Source organism: Mycobacterium sp. 4858 (assembly GCF_900240975.1).
GTDB lineage: Bacteria > Actinomycetota > Actinomycetes > Mycobacteriales > Mycobacteriaceae > Mycobacterium.
Genome location: NZ_LT968776.1, coordinates 644,943 through 663,407, shown reverse-complemented (window position 1 = coordinate 663,407; position 18,465 = coordinate 644,943). Strand labels below are relative to the sequence as shown.

Here is an 18,465-nt window from a genome sequence, read left to right as displayed (position 1 = left end):
GACGGGTCAGCGTCCACAGAGCTTGCGCGCCAGGCTTTCCCATGCGTCGCCGAGCGTCTGCAGGGTGTGGCCGCCCTCGGCGAGTTGGTGTTCGATGTAGTCCACGTCCAGCAACGCCAGCAACGCGTCGGTCTGCACATCGAGGTTGCCGGTGGACTCGGCGGCCTTCAGCAGGACCCGCACGTGGGTGCGTTGCACCATCGCCGGCGCGTTGTGGCGGCTTTGCGGATCACGGTTGACGGCCGACAGCAGCTCGCAGTGGGTGTGCGCGAACCGGATCCGCTCGCGGCCGAACGCCACCAGCCGTTCCGTCGGCGGCGCGCCGGGCCCCAAGGGCGGCGGCCCGAACAGAAACGCCTGCTGACTCGCTCGTTCGTCTTCGTCGAGCAGCACCATCATCAGGCCGGCGCGGCTGCCGAACCGGCGGAACAGCGTGCCCTTGCCGACCCCGGCGGCCGCGGCGATGTCGTCCATGGTGACGGCGTCGGCGCCGTGCTGGGCGATCAGGTTTCGGGCAGCCTGGAGCAAGAGCGCCCGATTGCGCGCCGCGTCGCCCCGCTCCTGGTGGACCACCTGCGGGGCGAACACGGTCAACGCGTCCAACCGGTCGCTCATGACTGCACTTTAGCGCCGCCGGAATAAAGCGGACTAGAGTCCGGTTTTGGGTCTTGTGGAGATGTAGACCAACGACCGAAGGGACTCCGACAAGTGACAACCAACATCTTGGCGTTCGTAGGAAGCCTACGCGCGGCGTCGGTGAACCGGCAGATCGCCGAGCTGGCGGCGGCGGTCGCCCCCGACGACGTGACCGTCACGATTTTCGAGGGGCTCGCCGAGCTGCCGTTCTACAACGAAGAGATCGACGACGCGATGAATGCCGACGTCCCGCAGCTGCCCCAGGTGGTCGCCCTGCGCGCGGCGGCCGCCGGCGCCGACGCCGCGCTGGTGGTTACCCCGGAGTACAACGGCAGCTACCCGGCCGTCATCAAAAACGCGATCGACTGGCTGTCCCGCCCGTTCGGCGACGGCGCGCTCAAGGGCAAGCCGCTGGCGGTGATCGGGGGGTCCTTCGGCCAGTACGGCGGGGTGTGGGCGCACGACGACACCCGAAAGGGCTTCGGGATCGCCGGGGCCCGGGTGGTCGAGTCGATCAAGCTGTCCGTTCCGTTCAAGACGCTGGAGGGCAAGGCACCCGCGGAGCACGCCGAGCTCTCGGAGAACGTGCGCGATGCGGTCGGGAAGCTGGTCGCCGAAGTCGGCTGATTGGCGGAAGTTCACAAGCCGGTCACCGGGTGACCAGCGAGGTTGCGGTAACCGGATAGCCAAAGCCGCCAGCCATTGGCTGGCGGCTTTGCTGACGGCTTTGCTGGCGGCGGCCCGGACGGGCCCGGCGCGGCGGCTTTGGCGGGCGTCGCCGGGAGATGTCGGTGGCCGGTGATACAACGATTCGCATGGGCGGCTCCGTCGAAGAATGTGACCTGCGACACGCCGTGCGCGTGTCGTCCGAAAGGCTTACGACCAGCGAATTTCAGAAATGTTATTCAGAACATCTTGTATCTGGTCATCTTGTCGGCCACTAGGTGTAGTGTTTCGAGCACCGGCAGATCCCAGGTTCACCAGGCCGACCGGGGCCTGGTTCACCACCCGAAATCGGCTCGATGGGTCACTCGACCCCGACGGCCGCGTGACGGGAATGTGGGGGCTTGGCGGGCCGCTGAAACACAGCGAAGACGTAGTACCGAGTAGTTGCCAGTCCGTAACAAGTCCCACCTTCCGCAAAGGAGCGGCTTCTATGAGCATCACCGTGTACACCAAGCCGGCATGCGTGCAGTGCAGCGCCACGTTCAAGGCCCTGGACAAGCAGGGCATCGGCTACGAGAAGGTCGACATCACGCTGGATAACGAGGCGCGCGACTACGTGATGGCGCTGGGGTACCTGCAGGCACCCGTGGTGGTGGCCGAAAACGAGCACTGGTCGGGGTTTCGCCCGGACCGCATCAAGGCCCTCGCGCAAGCGGCGCTCAGCGCCTGAGTGGTCAGCGGCAGACGTTAGGTAAGAAGGAGGTTGCGGTGCTATGGACATCACGCAGCGCAGCCCAAGCTGGATGAGTGGCGACCCGCTTCGCCCGGTTTCGCCGCACTTGCGATCGCCACTGGTCTATTTCTCCTCCGTGTCGGAGAACACTCACCGCTTCGTGCAGAAGCTGGGTGTTCCCGCCACGCGGATACCGCTGCACGGCCGCATCGAGGTCGATGAGCCCTACGTGCTGATCGTGCCCACGTACGGCGGCGGCCGGGCCACCCCTGACCTCAACGCCGGTGGCTATGTGCCCAAGCAGGTCATCGCATTCCTGAACAACGAGCACAACCGGTCGTTGATCCGCGGCGTGATCGCGGCGGGCAACAACAACTTCGGCGCCGAATTCGCCTACGCGGGCAACGTGATCTCCCGCAAATGCGGCGTCCCTTACCTTTACCGCTTCGAACTGATGGGCACCCCGGACGACGTGGAGGCCGTCCGTGCGGGCTTGGAAGAATTCTGGAAGGAACAGACGTGCCACCAACCGTCACTGCAGAGCCTGTAACGTCCGGCGCGCACGCGTTGCCCGGTGAGACGGACTACCACGCGCTGAACGCGATGCTCAATCTGTACGACGCGGACGGCAAGATCCAGTTCGACAAGGACGTGCTGGCGGCGCGCCAGTACTTCCTGCAGCACGTCAACCAGAACACGGTCTTCTTCCACAACCAGGACGAGAAGATCGACTACCTGATCCGCGAGAACTATTACGAGCGTGAGGTTCTCGACCAGTACGCGCGCAACTTCGTCAAGTCGCTGCTGGACCGTGCCTATGCCAAGAAGTTCCGGTTCCCGACGTTCCTCGGCGCGTTCAAGTACTACACCTCCTACACGCTGAAGACGTTCGACGGTAAGCGCTACCTGGAGCGCTTCGAGGACCGCGTGGTCATGGTCGCGCTGACCCTGGCGGCCGGCGACACCGGGCTGGCCGAGAAGCTGGTCGACGAGATCATCGACGGCCGCTTCCAGCCGGCCACCCCGACGTTTCTGAACTCCGGCAAGAAGCAGCGCGGCGAGCCGGTGAGCTGCTTCCTGTTGCGCATCGAGGACAACATGGAGTCGATCGGACGATCGATCAACTCCGCACTGCAGCTGTCCAAGCGCGGCGGGGGAGTCGCCTTGCTGCTGAGCAACATTCGCGAGCACGGCGCGCCGATCAAGAACATCGAGAACCAGTCCTCGGGCGTCATCCCGATCATGAAGCTGCTCGAGGATTCGTTCTCCTACGCCAACCAGTTGGGTGCGCGCCAGGGCGCCGGCGCGGTGTACCTGCACGCCCACCACCCCGACATCTACCGCTTCCTGGACACCAAGCGCGAGAACGCCGACGAGAAGATCCGGATCAAGACGCTGAGCCTGGGCGTGGTGATCCCCGACATCACCTTCGAACTGGCCAAGAAGAACGAGGACATGTACCTGTTCTCGCCGTACGACGTCGAGCGCGTCTACGGCCTGCCGTTCGCCGACATCTCGGTGACCGAGAAGTACTACGAGATGGTCGACGACGCGCGCATCCGCAAGACGAAGATCAAGGCGCGCGAGTTCTTCCAGACGCTGGCCGAGCTGCAGTTCGAGTCGGGCTATCCCTACATCATGTTCGAGGACACGGTGAACCGGGCCAACCCGGTCGAGGGCAAAATCACGCACTCGAACCTGTGCTCGGAGATCCTGCAGGTGTCGACGCCGTCGCTGTTCAATGACGACCTCTCGTACGCCAAAGTGGGCAAGGACATTTCGTGCAACCTCGGTTCGTTGAACATCGCCAAGGCGATGGACTCGCCGGACTTCGCGCAGACCATCGAGGTGGCCATCCGCGCGCTGACCGCGGTGAGCGACCAGACGCACATCACGTCGGTGCCTTCAATCGAGCAGGGCAACAACGAATCCCACGCGATCGGCCTGGGGCAGATGAACCTGCACGGCTACCTCGCGCGCGAGCGCATCTTCTACGGTTCCGAAGAGGGCATCGACTTCACCAACATCTACTTCTACACGGTGCTCTACCACGCGCTGCGGGCGTCCAACCGCATCGCGATCGAACGGGGCAGGGCCTTCGGCGGTTTCGAGCGGTCGAAGTACGCCTCGGGGGAGTTCTTCGACAAGTACACCGACCAGGCGTGGGAGCCGCAGACCGACAAGGTGCGTCAGCTCTTCGCCGATGCCTGCATCCGGATTCCGACGCAAGACGACTGGAAGCGGTTGAAGGAGTCGGTGCAGGCGCACGGCATCTACAACCAGAACCTGCAGGCCGTCCCGCCGACCGGGTCGATCTCCTACATCAACCACTCGACGAGCTCGATCCACCCGATCGCCAGCAAGGTCGAGATCCGCAAGGAAGGCAAGATCGGCCGCGTCTACTACCCGGCGCCCTACATGACCAACGACAACCTGGAGTACTTCCAGGACGCCTACGAGATCGGCTACGAGAAGGTCATCGACACCTACGCCGCGGCCACCCAGCACGTGGACCAGGGACTGAGCCTGACGCTGTTCTTCAAGGACACGGCCACCACCCGCGACGTGAACAAGGCGCAGATCTACGCCTGGCGCAAGGGCATCAAGACGCTCTACTACATCCGGCTGCGGCAAATGGCTTTGGAGGGCACCGAGGTCGAGGGCTGCGTGTCCTGCATGCTCTAAACGCCTGCCCGGGGCCCCTGGCGCGCAGTCTGCCCAGGTCAGCGGCTCAAACGGTCGCCGGAGGGGTATGGTGCATGACGTGGTGAGAATTCCGCGACCACCCCACCCCAGCGTGAAGCCGCCAGGGGCCAAGGTCGATGCGCGCAGCGAGCGGTGGCGTGAACATCGCAAGAAGGTGCGCGGCGAAATCGTGGACGCGGCCTTCCGCGCCATCGACCGTCTGGGCCCCGAGTTGAGCGTGCGGGAGATCGCCGAGGAGGCCGGCACCGCCAAGCCGAAGATCTACCGGCATTTCCACGACAAGGCCGACCTGTTCCAGGCCATCGGCGAACGGCTGCGCGACATGCTGTGGGCGGCCATCTTCCCGTCGATCGACCTGAAGACCGACTCCTCCCGCGAGGTCATCCGCCGCGCCGTCGAGGAGTACGTCAACCTGGTCGACCAGCATCCCAACGTGCTGCGGGTCTTCATCCAGGGTCGCTCCGCGGCGAGCCCGCAGATCCTCAACGAGGGCCGGGGGATCACCCTGGCCGTGGCCGACATGTTCGACAACGAGCTGCGCGAGATGGAACTGGACCATGCGGCATTCGAACTGGCCGGGAACGCGGCCTTCGGGTCGGCGGCGTCGGCCACCGAATGGTGGCTGGGGCCCGACGCAGACAGCCCGCGCCGCATGCCGCGTGAGCAGTTCGTCGCCCACCTGACGACGATCATGGTCGGGATGATCGTCGGGACCGCCGAGGCGCTCGGCATCCGTATGGACCCCGACCAGCCGATTCATAGCGTGGTGCCCAGCAACCCCGCGGCAAGCTGAGGACTTTTGGCACGTTGACATCGCTGCGGCGATCGTCGACACTCGTGCCATCCGATACCCTGGGTACTGGGTATTTGCGGAAACCGACAGGAAGATCGATACACCGTGACCGACGTTGTGACACAAGCCGAACCGGTATCCGCGCACCGACCCGTCCACGCGCGCGCCATCATCATCGGGACCGGGTTCTCCGGCCTGGGGATGGCGATCAAGCTGCAACAACAGGGCGTGGACTTCGTCATCCTGGAGAAGTTCGACGACGTCGGCGGCACGTGGCGCGACAACAGCTATCCCGGCTGCGCCTGCGACATCCCGTCGCACCTGTACTCGTTCTCGTTCGAGCCCAAGCCCGACTGGCGCAACCCGTTCTCCTATCAGCCCGAGATCTGGGACTACCTCAAGGGAGTCACCGAGAAATACGGGTTGCGCCGCTACATCCAGTTCAATTCGCACGTCGATCGGGCCCACTGGGACGACGACGAGCAGCGCTGGCACGTCTTCACCAAAGACGGCCGCGAGTTCGTCGGGCAGTTCCTGATCTCGGGCGCGGGCGCGCTGCACATCCCGGCCATGCCCGACATCGAGGGCCGTGACGAATTCCGCGGTCCCGCTTTCCATTCCGCGGAATGGGATCACACCGTCGACCTGACCGGTAAGCGGGTGGCGATGATCGGGACCGGCGCCAGCGCCATCCAGATCGTGCCGGAGATCGTCGGGCAGGTGGCCGAACTGCAGCTCTACCAACGCACTCCGCCCTGGGTGGTACCGCGTTCCAACCCCGAGATCCCCGTGGCGTTGCGGCGGGCGATGGCCAACGTCCCCGGCCTGCGGGCGCTGGTGCGTGCGGTGATCTATTGGGGTCAAGAGGCCCTGGCCGTCGGTATGACCAAGCGCCCCAACGCCTTGAAGTTCATCGAGGCCTACGTCAAATACAACATTCGCCGATCGGTCAAGGATCGCGAGCTGCGTCGCAAGCTGACCCCGCACTACCGGATCGGGTGTAAGCGAATCCTGAACTCCTCGACCTACTATCCCGCGGTCGCGGATCCGAAGACCGAACTGATCACCGACCACATCGCGCGGATCACGCCCACCGGCATCGTCACCGCCGACGGCAAAGAGCGCGAAGTCGACGTGATCGTCTACGGCACCGGATTCCACGTCACCGACTCCTACACCTACGTCCAGATCAAGGGGCACAACGGCGAGGACCTGGTGGACCGCTGGAACCGGGAGGGCATCGCCGCGCACCGCGGCATCACGGTCGCCGACATGCCCAACCTGTTCTTCCTGCTGGGGCCGAACACCGGCCTGGGCCACAACTCGGTGGTCTTCATGATCGAGTCCCAGATTCGCTACGTCGCCAGCGCCATCAAGGCCTGCGACAAGCGGGGCGTGGCGGCGCTGGCGCCGACGCGCGCCGCGCAGGACGCCTTCAACGACGAGTTGCAGCGCAGGCTGGGGCATTCGGTGTGGAACAGCGGCGGATGCAGCAGCTGGTACCTCGACGAGCACGGCAAGAACACGGTGCTGTGGGGTGGCTACACCTGGGAGTACTGGCGCGACACCCGCTCGATCAAGCCGGAGGAGTATCAGTTCTTCGGGGCGGGATCACGTGCCGGCCGTGAGGTCGCGACCGCCTAGCAGGCTCACGAAGGCCCGCGCGGCCGCGTCGACGCCCGCGTCGTCGTCGGTGGCCACCAGGTCCAGCAGCAGGCCGCGGATCACGGCCAGCCCGAGCCTCGCCATGGCCGGGTCGACCGGACCGTCGGTGACGGCCTCGATCTCCGCGAGCCACTTGTCGACGGCGCCGGGAACCATACCGGCGAAAGGTTTTTCGCTCTGCGCCGCGCGGGCGTAGCACTCGAAGAACAGGCGTTCCCACTGCCGGAGCTCGGGTCGACGGACGTCTGCCCACATGGCGGCGAAACCTTCCGCCGGCGTCGTGGGGAGGCCGGCCAGCACGCCCATCTGCCGGCGCTCGACCTCTTCGACCACCGCAAGCAGCAGGCCCTCTCGAGATCCGAAGTGGTGCAACAGCATTCGATGGCTGGAGCCGACCGCCGCGGCCACCTCACGCAAGGAGCGGTCGCCGACGCCGCCCGCCGCGAACTCGTCGACGAGTGCGTCGAGGAGCTGCCGGCGCCGTTCGGAATCAGCTCGGGTCATTGGCGCGGCTGAGCTGCTCAGACCGGGCCTTGAGTCCCTGGGCCTCGATTTTGAGGAATCGCTTGGTCTTGTTGAGCATCAGCCGCCCGACCAGTGCGCCGAGCATCCCGCGCTGATCCAGTTGCTGGCGCACGAGCGTGCCGCCGTCGGGTCGGGCGGTCACATAGTGGCGAGCGATGACGTTCACGCCGGGGGAGCGTTGTACCCACGTCCACGAGGAACCCGGGTCGATCTCGGTGACCTTCCAGACCAGCTTCGACATGCCGGGCTGCTTGATGGTGAACCGCTTGCCGATCCCGAGCGCAGCGCCGTCCCGTCCGACCAGCGACGTCACCGAGGCGGTCCATTCGGGCCAGTGCTCCACGTCGCTGAAGACATCCCACACCAGCTGCGGCGGCGCGTCGATCTCAACGCTGTCTTCGGTAATCATGTACCAAATGGTACATCCTGTGGTGGTTGTTGGATAGGGCCTGACCAGACTTCGCTACCGTGCCGCGGCGAGCGCGTAATACTCGAAGGAGTGCAAGTGAACGCGGGGTATGTCGCGACACGCAAACACAACGTCTTGTGTTCCGCTCCGTTGTCGTACCCCAGGGGTAGTGTTTGGAGCCTGAAGATCTGCAGGCAACTGTCAGCCAAAGACGGCTGGTGAGGTGGGGTTCTGGTGACCGAGAACATGAAGCTGATTGACCGCGTTTCGGCGATCAACTGGAACCGGCTGCAGGACGACAAGGACGCCGAGGTCTGGGACCGGCTGACCGGAAACTTCTGGCTGCCCGAGAAGGTGCCGGTGTCCAACGACCTGCCGTCGTGGGGCACGTTGACCGCTCACGAGAAGCAGATGACCATGCGGGTGTTCACCGGGCTGACGCTGCTGGACACCATCCAGGGCACGGTGGGGGCGGTCAGCCTGATCCCCGATGCGCTGACCCCGCACGAGGAGGCCGTCTACACCAACATCGCCTTCATGGAGTCGGTGCACGCGCGCAGCTACAGCAACATCTTCTCCACCCTGTGCTCCACCGCCGAGATCGACGACGCCTTCCGCTGGTCGGAGGAGAACCCCAACCTGCAGCGCAAGGCCGAGATCGTCATGCAGTACTACAAAGGTGACGAGCCGCTCAAGCGCAAGGTGGCCTCCACGCTGCTGGAAAGCTTCCTGTTCTACTCCGGCTTCTACCTGCCGATGTACTGGTCGAGCCGGGCCAAGCTGACCAACACCGCCGACATGATCCGGCTGATCATCCGCGACGAGGCCGTGCATGGGTACTACATCGGCTACAAGTACCAGCGTGGGCTGGCGCTGGTCGACGAGGCCAAGCGCGCCGAGCTCAAGGACTACACCTATGAGCTGCTGTTCGAGCTCTACGACAACGAGGTTGAGTACACCCAGGACCTCTACGACGAGGTCGGGCTGACCGAGGACGTCAAGAAGTTCCTGCGCTACAACGCCAACAAGGCGCTGATGAACCTCGGTTACGAGGCGTTGTTCCCGCGCGACGAGACCGACGTCAACCCGGCGATCCTGTCGGCCCTGTCACCCAACGCGGACGAGAACCACGACTTCTTCTCGGGCTCCGGCTCGTCGTACGTGATCGGCAAGGCCGTCGTCACCGAGGACGAGGACTGGGACTTCTGAAGCCCTACCTGGATTGAGAATCGGGCCGGCCGCACTGTCGGGGGGGAGGGACTGGGGCCGGCCCGATCTTCTATTCATACACCGGCTGCGCCGGTTTTCTTCCCGCAGGATCTTTGGTGCTGCCCGCGGGCGGTGGCACCCAACCTTGCAGGACTTTCCGGCCGATCAACTGACAGCCGTGGGTGTGCGCCAATTGCTTTGCTGCCCTTGTGAATTCGCGATTGGTCACCACGATGCTCCTGGTGCACCCGTGGTGGCGAGCGCCGGATACCACCTGCTGCACGGCCGCCACGCCCACCGATTGGCCGTAACGCTTGCACTGGACCGCGACCAAGTGGCCGTCCTTCTCGGCGATCAGGTCCACGCCGTAGTCCCCGACCGGCGGGGTGAACGTCACCCGCCAACCGGCGCGGCGCAGCCGCGCGGCGACATAGCGCTCGAATGCGACCCCGTCCATGGCGTCAACGGTGGCCAACGTGGCGTGGCCCGCGCGCGGCCATCGGCGGTTGGTCGCCCAGCCGACGAGCACCTCGAGCAGCACCATCAGGTAGAACGCCACGGACGCCATCCCCGCGCTGTGCTCGACGATGCCGACCAACAGCCCGCAGGCCAGCGGGATGACCACCAGCGCCTTGAGCACGCCTCGATGGTAGGGATCGCCGACGACAAATCGGGCCATTAAGCGCAAGCGCCGCACATGTTCAGGCAATGAACGGCATGTGAATTGTGGGGTTCCAGCGACGCCTCGCTAGCGCGCGTGATGCGGCTGCCCGACACTGTTCTGGTGACGAAACCCGCCTCCCCTGAGAAGGATCACCGCCACCATTTCTGCCGCTCAGTGATTCAGTGGCTGCAGGTCGGCTACCCGAACGGCGTTCCCGGTCCGGACCGCGTGCCGTTGATGGCCTTGCTGCGCAGCACACCGCTGACCGAAGACCAGATCCGCGAGGTGGTGCGCCACATCACCGCGAAGGAAGGGTCTCCGGAGACGATCGATCACCCGATCGATCGCGACGAGATCGCCGAATTCATCTCCGACATGACGCAATTCGATGCCGGCAAGGAAAACATCATCCGGGTGGCCACCACGCTGGCCGCGGCCGGCTGGCCGTTGGCCGGCATCGACGTCAGCGAGGTGGTACCCGACGACGAGCACGCCGAGGCGGCCGAGCGGGTTGCCCGTCACTGCGCACCCGAAGAACCGTCAGAGGTCGCCTCATAGCTTCGAGATGTCGATGACGAAGCGGTAGCGGACGTCGCTCGCCAGGACCCGCTCGTAGGCCTCGTTGATGTAATCCGGCTCGATCAGCTCGATTTCGGGCGTCACGTCGTGCTCGGCGCAGAAGTCCAGCATTTCCTGGGTTTCGGCGATCCCGCCGATGTTGGACCCGGAGAGGCTGCGCCGCGCCAGCGCCAGCGGGAACGCCCCGACCTCCATGGGGTGCTCCGGGATGCCCAATTCGACCAGGGTGCCGTCGACGTCGAGCAGGTTGAGGTAGTCGTTCAGTTTCAGGTTCGCCGAGACCGTGTTCAGGATCAGGTCGAAGCTGCCACGCAGCTTCTTGAAGGTGTCGGGGTCGGAAGTGGCGTAGTAGTGGCTCGCGCCCAGGCGCAGCCCGTCCTCCATCTTCTTCAGCGACTGCGACAGCACCGTCACCTCGGCGCCCATCGCCGCGCCCAGCTTGACGCCCATGTGCCCCAGGCCGCCCAGCCCGATGATCGCCAGCCGGGTGCCCTCGCCGGCGTTCCAGTGCCGCAGCGGCGAGAACAGCGTGATGCCCGCGCACAGCAGCGGCGCCGCCTTGTCCAGCGGCAGCGAGTCGGGGATGCGCACGACGAAGTTCTCGTCGACGACGACCGCCTGGCTGTAGCCGCCCTGGGTCGACGTGCCGTCTTTGTCGATGGAGTTGTAGGTGAAGGTCGCACCGGGCTTGCAGTACTGCTCGAGCCCGGCCTTGCAACTGCTGCACTGACCGCAGGAGTTCACCATGCAGCCCACGCCGACGTGGTCGCCGACCTTGTACTTGGTGACCGCGGAACCGACCTCGCTCACCACGCCTGCGATCTCATGGCCGGGCACCACCGGGTAATTCGGCGTGCCCCACTCGGCCTTGACGGTGTGGATGTCGGAGTGGCAGATCCCGGCGAACTTGATGTCGATCGCCACGTCGTGCGGGCCGGGCTCACGGCGCTCGATGGTGGTCTTGGTCAACGGTTCGGTTGCCGACGTGGCGGCATAGGCCGAAACAGTGCTCATGTATATCCCTCTTCGATGTGGTCGCGTCGTCAAAAGTTTAGCTAAGGTAATGTTCCCGGGCCAGCGGTGGCCACTCGTCATCACCTTAGGACGGCGGGTGACCGCCCGCCGAGTTGCTAATTGATCGGGGCGTTCACCAGGCGCAGGTCGTCGACGATCCCGCGGGCCGCGATCAGGCCCTCGCCGGTCTGCCACACCTCGTCGTTGACGATGTAGACGCGGTTGTCGTGGTTCGCGGACAGCTTGCGCCACGGGTTGCTGTCCAGCACCGTCGCGGCGCGCTGGGCGGCCGCCGGTGACGCACACGACACGTAGACGACGTCGGCGTCGGCGGCGGACAGGTCCGGGCTCTTGGCCAGGTCGTCGTCGGTCGCGCGGATCTCGATGTACGGCTTGTCGGTGAACCGCTGCGACGCCGGCCGGTCGACGCCGACGGCGCCGAGCACGCTGGCCGGGAAGTTGTTGGTGCCGTAGACCCGGATGGTGTCGGTGGTGAACTGCACGATGGACGCCTGGAAGTGGGACGCGTCATGCCGAGCGCCGACGTCGCCGGCCCGCTGGGAAAAGCCCCTGAGCAGCGCGTCCATCGCGCCACCGCGCGCCGCCGCGCCGCCCACGCCCCGCAGGTTGTCCTCCCAGGCCGCGCCGGGCGCCGCGGTGAACACCGTCGGTGCGATCGCGGCCAGCTGCGGATACAGCTTGGGCGTCAAGCCCTGCGATCCCAGGATGAGGTCCGGGTGTGCCGCCGCGATCGCGGCCAGGTCGGGGTTGCTGCGGCTCCCGACGCCTGGCACGCCGTGCACCGCGCTGCCCAGGTAGGCCGGCTGGCCGGACGACCCGTCCGGCAAGGCCGCCGCGACCACCCGCGATTGCAGGCCGAGCGCGCACAGCGCGTCCAGCTGATCGCCGGACAGCACCACGATCCGCTGCGGCTCGGCGGGCACCTGCACCACGTCCGGGGTGACGCCGGCCGCGTTGTGCGCCTGCCGCGTGTTCGGTCCCGGATCGGCCGCCGCGGCGTCGCGCGCACACGACTCGTCCGGGCGGCGGTCGTTCCCGAGCACGCCGGCGCCCGCGATCTGGGTGGTCGGCGTCACCAGCGAGGGGCTCGCCTTGGTGCCCGGCTTGCCGGATCCGCAGCCGCTGCACGTGACGGCGACCGCGGCCGCCAGCGCGGCGGCCGCGCGCAGGAACGCGGGTCGGGTCACGCCGGAAAGCACGCGTCGAACGCTAACACCTGCCGGCCCCGTGCCAGGCACGCCGAAACGACACGCCGCGGTGCCGAGCCGATTACGACAGTTTGTAGGACCAGCCCTGACGTCGGCAGGATCGACGGTTAGTATTCGTGTCAGCTCTGTTTTGGGCCCCTGTCCTATCCGGATGTTTGGAGAAGCTGTTGACAGCCGAAGCGCCCCCCTTGGGAGAACTCGAGGCCGTTCGTCCGTACCCGGACCGGACCGGTCCCAAAGGGAACCTCGTCTACAAACTGATCACGACCACCGATCACAAGATGATCGGCATCATGTACACGGTCACCTGCTTCGTCTTCTTCTTCATCGGCGGACTGATGGCCCTGTTGATGCGCACCGAGCTCGCGGCGCCGGGGCTGCAGTTCCTGTCGAACGAGCAGTACAACCAGCTGTTCACCATGCACGGCACGATCATGCTGTTGCTGTACGCGACGCCGGTCGTGTTCGGGTTCGCCAACCTGGTGCTGCCGCTGCAGATCGGCGCGCCGGACGTGGCCTTCCCGCGGCTGAACGCCTTCTCGTTCTGGCTCTTCCTCTTCGGCGGTCTGACGGCCGCGGCCGGGTTCATCGTCCCGGGTGGGGCCGCGGACTTCGGCTGGACGGCCTACACGCCGCTGTCCGACGCCGTCCACTCGCCCGGCGCCGGCGGAGACCTGTGGATCACCGGCCTGATCGTCGCGGGTCTGGGCACCATCCTCGGTGCGGTCAACATGATCACGACGGTGGTGTGCATGCGCGCGCCCGGCATGACGATGTTCCGGATGCCGATCTTCACCTGGAACATCATGGTGACGTCGATCCTGATCCTGATCGCGTTCCCGATCCTGACCGCCGCGCTGTTCGGGCTGGCCGCCGACCGGCATCTGGGCGCCCACGTGTACGACGCCGCCAACGGTGGGGTCCTGTTGTGGCAGCACCTGTTCTGGTTCTTCGGCCATCCGGAGGTGTACATCATCGCGCTGCCGTTCTTCGGGATCGTCACCGAGATCATCCCGGTGTTCGCCCGCAAGCCGGTCTTCGGTTACACCACCCTGGTGTACGCGACGCTGTCGATCGCCGCGCTGTCGGTCGCGGTGTGGGCGCACCACATGTTCGCCACCGGAGCCGTTCTGCTGCCGTTCTTCTCGTTCATGACGTATCTGATCGCGGTGCCGACGGGGATCAAGTTCTTCAACTGGATCGGCACCATGTGGAAGGGGCAACTCACCTTCGAGACCCCGATGCTGTTCTCCGTGGGCTTCCTGGTGACCTTCCTGCTCGGTGGTCTGACCGGGGTCATGCTGGCCAGCCCGCCGCTGGACTTCCACGTCACCGACACCTACTTCGTGGTGGCGCACTTCCACTACGTCCTCTTCGGCACCATCGTGTTCGCCACCTACGCGGGCGTCTACTTCTGGTTCCCGAAGATGACCGGCCGGTTGCTCGACGAGCGGCTGGGCAAGCTGCACTTCTGGCTGACCTTCATCGGCTTTCACACCACGTTCCTGGTGCAGCACTGGCTGGGTGACATGGGTATGCCGCGCCGCTACGCCGACTACCTGGCCAGCGACGGCTTCCAGGGGCTCAACATCGTGTCCACGGTCGGCGCCTTCATCCTGGGTGTGTCGATGTTCCCGTTCGTCTGGAACGTCTTCAAGAGCTGGCGCTACGGCGAGGTCGTGACCGTCGACGACCCGTGGGGCTACGGCAACTCGCTGGAGTGGGCGACCAGTTGCCCGCCGCCGCGGCACAACTTCACCGAGCTGCCCCGGATCCGTTCGGAGCGCCCGGCTTTCGAGTTGCACTACCCGCACATGGTGGAGCGGCTGCGTGCCGAGGCGCACGTGGGCCGGGCACACGGGCCGTCGGACAAGGACGTCACCAGGCTGGACGACGTCCAGGTTCGCAGCTGATGGCCTGATCGGCGGCTATCGCGAGTGAGCACACCGAAGGTGTCGGTGCTGATCACCGTCACCGGAGTGGACCAACCGGGCGTCACGTCGGCCCTTTTCGAGGCGCTCTCCCCACACGGCGTCGAGCTGCTCAACGTCGAACAGGTGGTGATTCGGCACCGCCTGACGCTTGGTGTGCTGGTGTGCTGCCCGGCGGACGTCGCCGACGGCGACGAGTTGCGCCGTGACGTCGAATCGGCCATCCGCCGGGTGGGGCTGGACGTCACCATCGAGCGCAGCGACGACGTTCCGATCATTCGAGATCCCTCCACCCACACCATCTTCGTGCTGGGCCGGCCCATCACCGCTGGCGCGTTCGGCGCGGTGGCCCGGGCGGTGGCCGGCCTGGGCGTCAACATCGACCTCATCCGCGGTGTCTCCGACTACCCGGTGACCGGTCTGGAGCTGCGCGTCTCGGTGCCGCCAGGGTCGGACGCCGCGCTGCGGACCACCCTGAACCAGGTGTCGGCCGAGGAACGCGTCGACGTGGCGGTCGAGGACTACACCCTGGAGCGGCGGGCCAAGCGGCTGATCGTATTCGACGTGGACTCGACGCTGGTGCAGGGCGAGGTCATCGAGATGCTGGCCGCCCGGGCGGGTGCCGAGGGCAAGGTCGCCGCCATCACCGAGGCCGCCATGCGGGGCGAGCTGGATTTCGCGCAGTCGCTCGAACAGCGGGTGGCCACCCTGGCGGGTCTGCCCGCCTCCGTGATCGACGAGGTCGCCGCTCAGCTCGAGCTCATGCCCGGGGCCCGGACCACGCTGCGGACGTTGCGCCGCTTGGGTTTTCACTGCGGTGTGGTTTCCGGCGGCTTCCGCGGGATCATCGAGCCGTTGGCCGAGGAGCTGATGTTGGACTACGTCGCCGCCAACGACCTGGAGATCGTCGACGGCAAACTCACCGGGCGGGTCCTCGGCCCGATCGTCGACCGCGCCGGCAAGGCCACGGCGCTGCGGGACTTCGCGGAGCGGGCCGGGGTGCCGATGGCGCAGACCGTCGCCGTCGGCGACGGAGCCAACGACATCGACATGCTGGCCGCGGCCGGGCTCGGGGTGGCGTTCAACGCCAAGCCGGCCCTGCGGGAGGTGGCCGACGCCTCGCTGAGCCACCCCTACCTGGACACGGTGCTGTTTCTGCTGGGCGTGACCCGCGGCGAAATCGAGGCCGCCGACGCGGTGGACGGCGAGGTGCGCCGCGTGGAGATCCCGCCCGACGCGTAGCGGCCGCGGTACGGCACGATGGTCGGGTGCCCGAAATCGGTACGGAGGCAGCCGACCCCGATCTGCTGATCGACTTCCGCGACGTCTCACTGCTGCGGGACGGACATGTCCTCGTCGGGCCGGTGGACTGGCAGGTCGAGCTCGACGAACGCTGGGTGATCGTCGGCCCCAACGGTGCCGGCAAGACGTCGTTGCTGCGGATGGCCGCGGCGGCCGAGCACCCCTCGTCGGGCGTGGCGTTCGTGCTCGGGGAGCGGCTGGGCCGGGTCGACGTCTCGGAGTTGCGCTCCCGGATCGGCTTGAGTTCGTCGGCCCTGGCGCAGCGCGTGCCCACCGACGAGGTGGTGCGCGACCTGGTCGTCTCGGCCGGCTACGCGGTGCTGGGCCGGTGGCGGGAGCGTTACGAGGACGTCGATTACCGCCGCGCCATCGACATGCTGGAGAGCCTCGGCGCCGAGCACCTCGCGGACCGTCGCTACGGAACCCTGTCGGAAGGCGAGCGCAAGCGGGTGTTGATCGCCCGCGCCCTGATGACCGATCCGGAGCTGCTGCTGCTCGACGAACCCGCCGCCGGCCTCGACCTGGGCGGCCGGGAGGAGCTGGTGGCGCGGCTGGCCGACCTCGCGGGCGACCCGGACGCCCCCGCGCTGGTGCTGGTCACCCACCACGTCGAGGAGATCCCGCCGGGCTTCAGCCACTGCATGCTGCTGTCCGAAGGAAAAGTGGTGGCCGCGGGATTGCTGACCGACGTGCTGACCGCCGAGAACCTGTCCACCGCGTTCGGGCAGGCGATCGCCCTCGACGTCGTCGACGGGCGTTATTTCGCCCGCCGCGTCCGTACCCGCGCAGCCCACCGGAGGCAACTGTGACGTCATCGACCGAACCCCCACCGCTGATCCCGCGCCCGGCGGCGACCGTGATGTTGGTTCGCGACGACCCGGGCGGGATCGCCGTCTTCCTGATGCGGCGGCACGCCAAGATGGAGTTCGCCGCGGGAACCATGGTGTTTCCCGGCGGCGGCGTGGACGACCGCGACCGCAACGCCGATATCGCGTGGGCCGGCCCGCCGCCGCAGTGGTGGGCGCAGCGGTTCGGCATCGAGCCCGACCTGGCCGAGGCGCTGGTGTGCGCCGCGGCAAGGGAGACGTTCGAGGAGTCGGGGGTGCTGTTCGCCGGGCCGGCCGGCCAGGCCGTTTCGGCACCGAACAGTATCGTCGGCGACGCCTCGGTGTACGCCGACGCCCGCCGCGCGCTCGCCGACGGCACGCTGTCGTTCGCGGACTTCCTGCGCCGCGAGAACCTGGAACTGCGCTCCGACCTGCTGCGGCCCTGGGCCAACTGGGTCACGCCGGAAGCCGAGCGCACCCGCCGCTACGACACCTACTTCTTCGTGGGGGCCTTGCCGGAGGGGCAGCGGGCCGACGGCGAGAACACCGAATCCGACCATGCCGGCTGGACGACGCCGCAGGCCGCCATCGACGACTTCTCCGCCGGGCGCTGCTTCCTGTTGCCGCCGACGTGGACCCAGCTGGATTCGCTGGCCGGGCGGAACGTCGCGGACGTGCTGGCCGTCGAGCGGCAGATCGTGACCGTGCAGCCGCACCTGGAGATCCAGGGCGACAACTGGGTGTTCGAGTTCTTCGACTCCGATCGCTACCACCGCGCACGCGAGGCCGGCGGGATGGGATGGCGGCATTGAGCGAGTTCGTCAGCACGGTGGTCAGCGACGGCTCGCAGGATGCCGGGCTGGCCATGCTGCTGCTGTCGCGCCCGCCGACCAACGCGATGACCCGCCAGGTCTACCGGGAGATCGTGGCGGCGGCCGCCGAACTCGGGGAGCGCGACGACGTGTCCGCGGTCATCCTGTTCGGTGGCCACGAGATCTTCTCGGCCGGCGACGACATGCCCGAGCTACGGACGTTGACGGCACCGGAGGCCGAGACGGCGGCCCGGGCACGGCAACAGGCCATTGAGGCGGTGGCCGGCATCCCCAAGCCGACGGTGGCCGCGATCACCGGATACGCGCTGGGCGCCGGGCTGACGCTGGCCCTGGCCGCCGATTGGCGCGTCAGCGGTGACAACGTGAAGTTCGGCGCGACGGAGATCCTGGCGGGCCTGATCCCCGGCGGCGACGGCATGGCCCGCCTGACCCGCGCGGCCGGGGCGAGCCGGGCGAAGGAACTGGTGTTCAGCGGCCGGTTCTTCGACGCCGAGGAGGCGCTGACGCTGGGCCTGATCGACGAGATGGTGGCCCCCGACGACGTGTACGACGCCGCCGCGGGGTGGGCGCGCCGCTTCCTCGACGGCCCGCGGCGCGCGCTGGCCGCCGCCAAGGCCGGCATCAACGACGTGTTCGACCTGGGCCCGGCCGATCGGGGCGCCGCAGAGCGGCGCCGCTACATCGACGTGTTCGCCGCTGGTCAGACCGGCGACGAGGACTCGGAATCCGGCGCCCGTTAGGCTG

The 18,465-nt window shown here is 66.8% G+C and carries 19 protein-coding genes; 13 read left to right on the top strand and 6 right to left on the bottom strand.

Going from position 1 to position 18,465, the window contains the following annotated elements; all coding sequences use genetic code 11:
• Positions 1 to 6 precede the first annotated feature (6 nt).
• Positions 7 to 615: a TetR/AcrR family transcriptional regulator gene (locus tag C1737_RS11530; protein ID WP_102418306.1), complete on the bottom strand. Its 609-nt coding sequence runs from the start codon at positions 613 to 615 to the stop codon at positions 7 to 9.
• A 93-nt stretch (positions 616 to 708) separates the two neighbouring features.
• Between C1737_RS11530 and C1737_RS11525 the strand changes: the two genes are divergently transcribed.
• From C1737_RS11525 to C1737_RS11500, 6 genes are all read left to right on the top strand, one after another.
• Positions 709 to 1,263 (top strand): NAD(P)H-dependent oxidoreductase, encoded by a 555-nt coding sequence (locus C1737_RS11525; protein ID WP_068098858.1) that lies wholly within the window; start codon positions 709 to 711, stop codon positions 1,261 to 1,263.
• Positions 1,264 to 1,792: 529 nt separating this feature from the next.
• Positions 1,793 to 2,032 (top strand): glutaredoxin-like protein NrdH, encoded by a 240-nt coding sequence (nrdH, locus tag C1737_RS11520; RefSeq protein ID WP_067923756.1) that lies wholly within the window; start codon positions 1,793 to 1,795, stop codon positions 2,030 to 2,032.
• Positions 2,033 to 2,105: 73 nt separating this feature from the next.
• On the top strand, positions 2,106 to 2,585 hold the full coding sequence (gene nrdI / locus C1737_RS11515; protein ID WP_102419905.1) for a class Ib ribonucleoside-diphosphate reductase assembly flavoprotein NrdI: 480 nt from the start codon (positions 2,106 to 2,108) through the stop codon (positions 2,583 to 2,585).
• Entirely contained in the window at positions 2,555 to 4,720 is a 2,166-nt protein-coding gene (nrdE, locus tag C1737_RS11510; protein ID WP_102418304.1) for a class 1b ribonucleoside-diphosphate reductase subunit alpha, read from the top strand. Before nrdI ends, nrdE begins: the two co-directional genes overlap by 31 nt.
• Before the next feature lie 79 nt (positions 4,721 to 4,799).
• Complete coding sequence (locus C1737_RS11505) at positions 4,800 to 5,534, top strand: TetR/AcrR family transcriptional regulator (protein WP_102419904.1); 735 nt, start codon at positions 4,800 to 4,802, stop codon at positions 5,532 to 5,534.
• Positions 5,535 to 5,639: 105 nt separating this feature from the next.
• A complete protein-coding gene (locus C1737_RS11500) occupies positions 5,640 to 7,178 on the top strand; it encodes an NAD(P)/FAD-dependent oxidoreductase (protein ID WP_102418302.1) in 1,539 nt (512 codons plus the stop codon).
• Here the strand turns inward: C1737_RS11500 and C1737_RS11495 are convergent.
• Together C1737_RS11495 and C1737_RS11490 are read right to left on the bottom strand one after the other, a co-directional pair.
• On the bottom strand, positions 7,146 to 7,703 hold the full coding sequence (locus C1737_RS11495) for a TetR/AcrR family transcriptional regulator (RefSeq protein ID WP_102418299.1): 558 nt from the start codon (positions 7,701 to 7,703) through the stop codon (positions 7,146 to 7,148). The genes C1737_RS11500 and C1737_RS11495 overlap by 33 nt on opposite strands.
• Positions 7,690 to 8,133 (bottom strand): SRPBCC family protein, encoded by a 444-nt coding sequence (locus C1737_RS11490; RefSeq protein ID WP_102418297.1) that lies wholly within the window; start codon positions 8,131 to 8,133, stop codon positions 7,690 to 7,692. Before C1737_RS11490 ends, C1737_RS11495 begins: the two co-directional genes overlap by 14 nt.
• 234 nt (positions 8,134 to 8,367) lie before the next feature.
• Here C1737_RS11490 and nrdF point away from each other — a divergent pair, with 234 nt between their 5' ends.
• Complete coding sequence (gene nrdF / locus C1737_RS11485) at positions 8,368 to 9,342, top strand: class 1b ribonucleoside-diphosphate reductase subunit beta (RefSeq protein WP_197514482.1); 975 nt, start codon at positions 8,368 to 8,370, stop codon at positions 9,340 to 9,342.
• A gap of 70 nt (positions 9,343 to 9,412) precedes the next feature.
• Here the strand turns inward: nrdF and C1737_RS11480 are convergent, their stop codons facing one another.
• Positions 9,413 to 9,982: a restriction endonuclease gene (locus tag C1737_RS11480; RefSeq protein ID WP_082973136.1), complete on the bottom strand. Its 570-nt coding sequence runs from the start codon at positions 9,980 to 9,982 to the stop codon at positions 9,413 to 9,415.
• 198 nt (positions 9,983 to 10,180) lie between these two features.
• Between C1737_RS11480 and C1737_RS11475 the strand changes: the two genes are divergently transcribed.
• On the top strand, positions 10,181 to 10,564 hold the full coding sequence (locus C1737_RS11475) for a DUF3349 domain-containing protein (protein WP_067919086.1): 384 nt from the start codon (positions 10,181 to 10,183) through the stop codon (positions 10,562 to 10,564).
• On the opposite strand, the gene C1737_RS11470 is transcribed toward C1737_RS11475, so the two are convergent.
• On the bottom strand, positions 10,559 to 11,599 hold the full coding sequence (locus C1737_RS11470) for an NAD(P)-dependent alcohol dehydrogenase (protein ID WP_067919085.1): 1,041 nt from the start codon (positions 11,597 to 11,599) through the stop codon (positions 10,559 to 10,561). The two genes, C1737_RS11475 and C1737_RS11470, sit on opposite strands and share 6 nt — an antisense overlap.
• A gap of 116 nt (positions 11,600 to 11,715) precedes the next feature.
• Positions 11,716 to 12,819, bottom strand: a complete 1,104-nt coding sequence (locus C1737_RS11465) for an iron-siderophore ABC transporter substrate-binding protein (RefSeq protein WP_369807525.1) — start codon at positions 12,817 to 12,819, stop codon at positions 11,716 to 11,718.
• Between the two features lie 176 nt (positions 12,820 to 12,995).
• Here C1737_RS11465 and ctaD point away from each other — a divergent pair, with 176 nt between their 5' ends.
• The 5 genes from ctaD to C1737_RS11440 are packed head-to-tail and all read left to right on the top strand — an operon-like array spanning position 12,996 to position 18,461.
• Positions 12,996 to 14,741 (top strand): cytochrome c oxidase subunit I, encoded by a 1,746-nt coding sequence (gene ctaD, locus C1737_RS11460; RefSeq protein WP_068098894.1) that lies wholly within the window; start codon positions 12,996 to 12,998, stop codon positions 14,739 to 14,741.
• Positions 14,742 to 14,765: 24 nt separating this feature from the next.
• Positions 14,766 to 16,001, top strand: coding sequence for a phosphoserine phosphatase SerB (gene serB, locus C1737_RS11455; RefSeq protein ID WP_102418295.1), 1,236 nt, complete (start codon positions 14,766 to 14,768; stop codon positions 15,999 to 16,001).
• Between the two features lie 26 nt (positions 16,002 to 16,027).
• Positions 16,028 to 16,870 (top strand): ABC transporter ATP-binding protein, encoded by an 843-nt coding sequence (locus C1737_RS11450; RefSeq protein WP_068098869.1) that lies wholly within the window; start codon positions 16,028 to 16,030, stop codon positions 16,868 to 16,870.
• Positions 16,867 to 17,700 carry an NUDIX domain-containing protein gene (locus C1737_RS11445; protein WP_102418293.1) on the top strand — a complete coding sequence of 278 codons (834 nt, stop codon included), beginning with the start codon at positions 16,867 to 16,869 and terminating at the stop codon, positions 17,698 to 17,700. The genes C1737_RS11450 and C1737_RS11445 overlap by 4 nt, the downstream gene beginning before the upstream one ends.
• Positions 17,697 to 18,461, top strand: coding sequence for an enoyl-CoA hydratase (locus C1737_RS11440; RefSeq protein ID WP_102419902.1), 765 nt, complete (start codon positions 17,697 to 17,699; stop codon positions 18,459 to 18,461). Before C1737_RS11445 ends, C1737_RS11440 begins: the two co-directional genes overlap by 4 nt.
• Positions 18,462 to 18,465 lie beyond the last annotated feature (4 nt).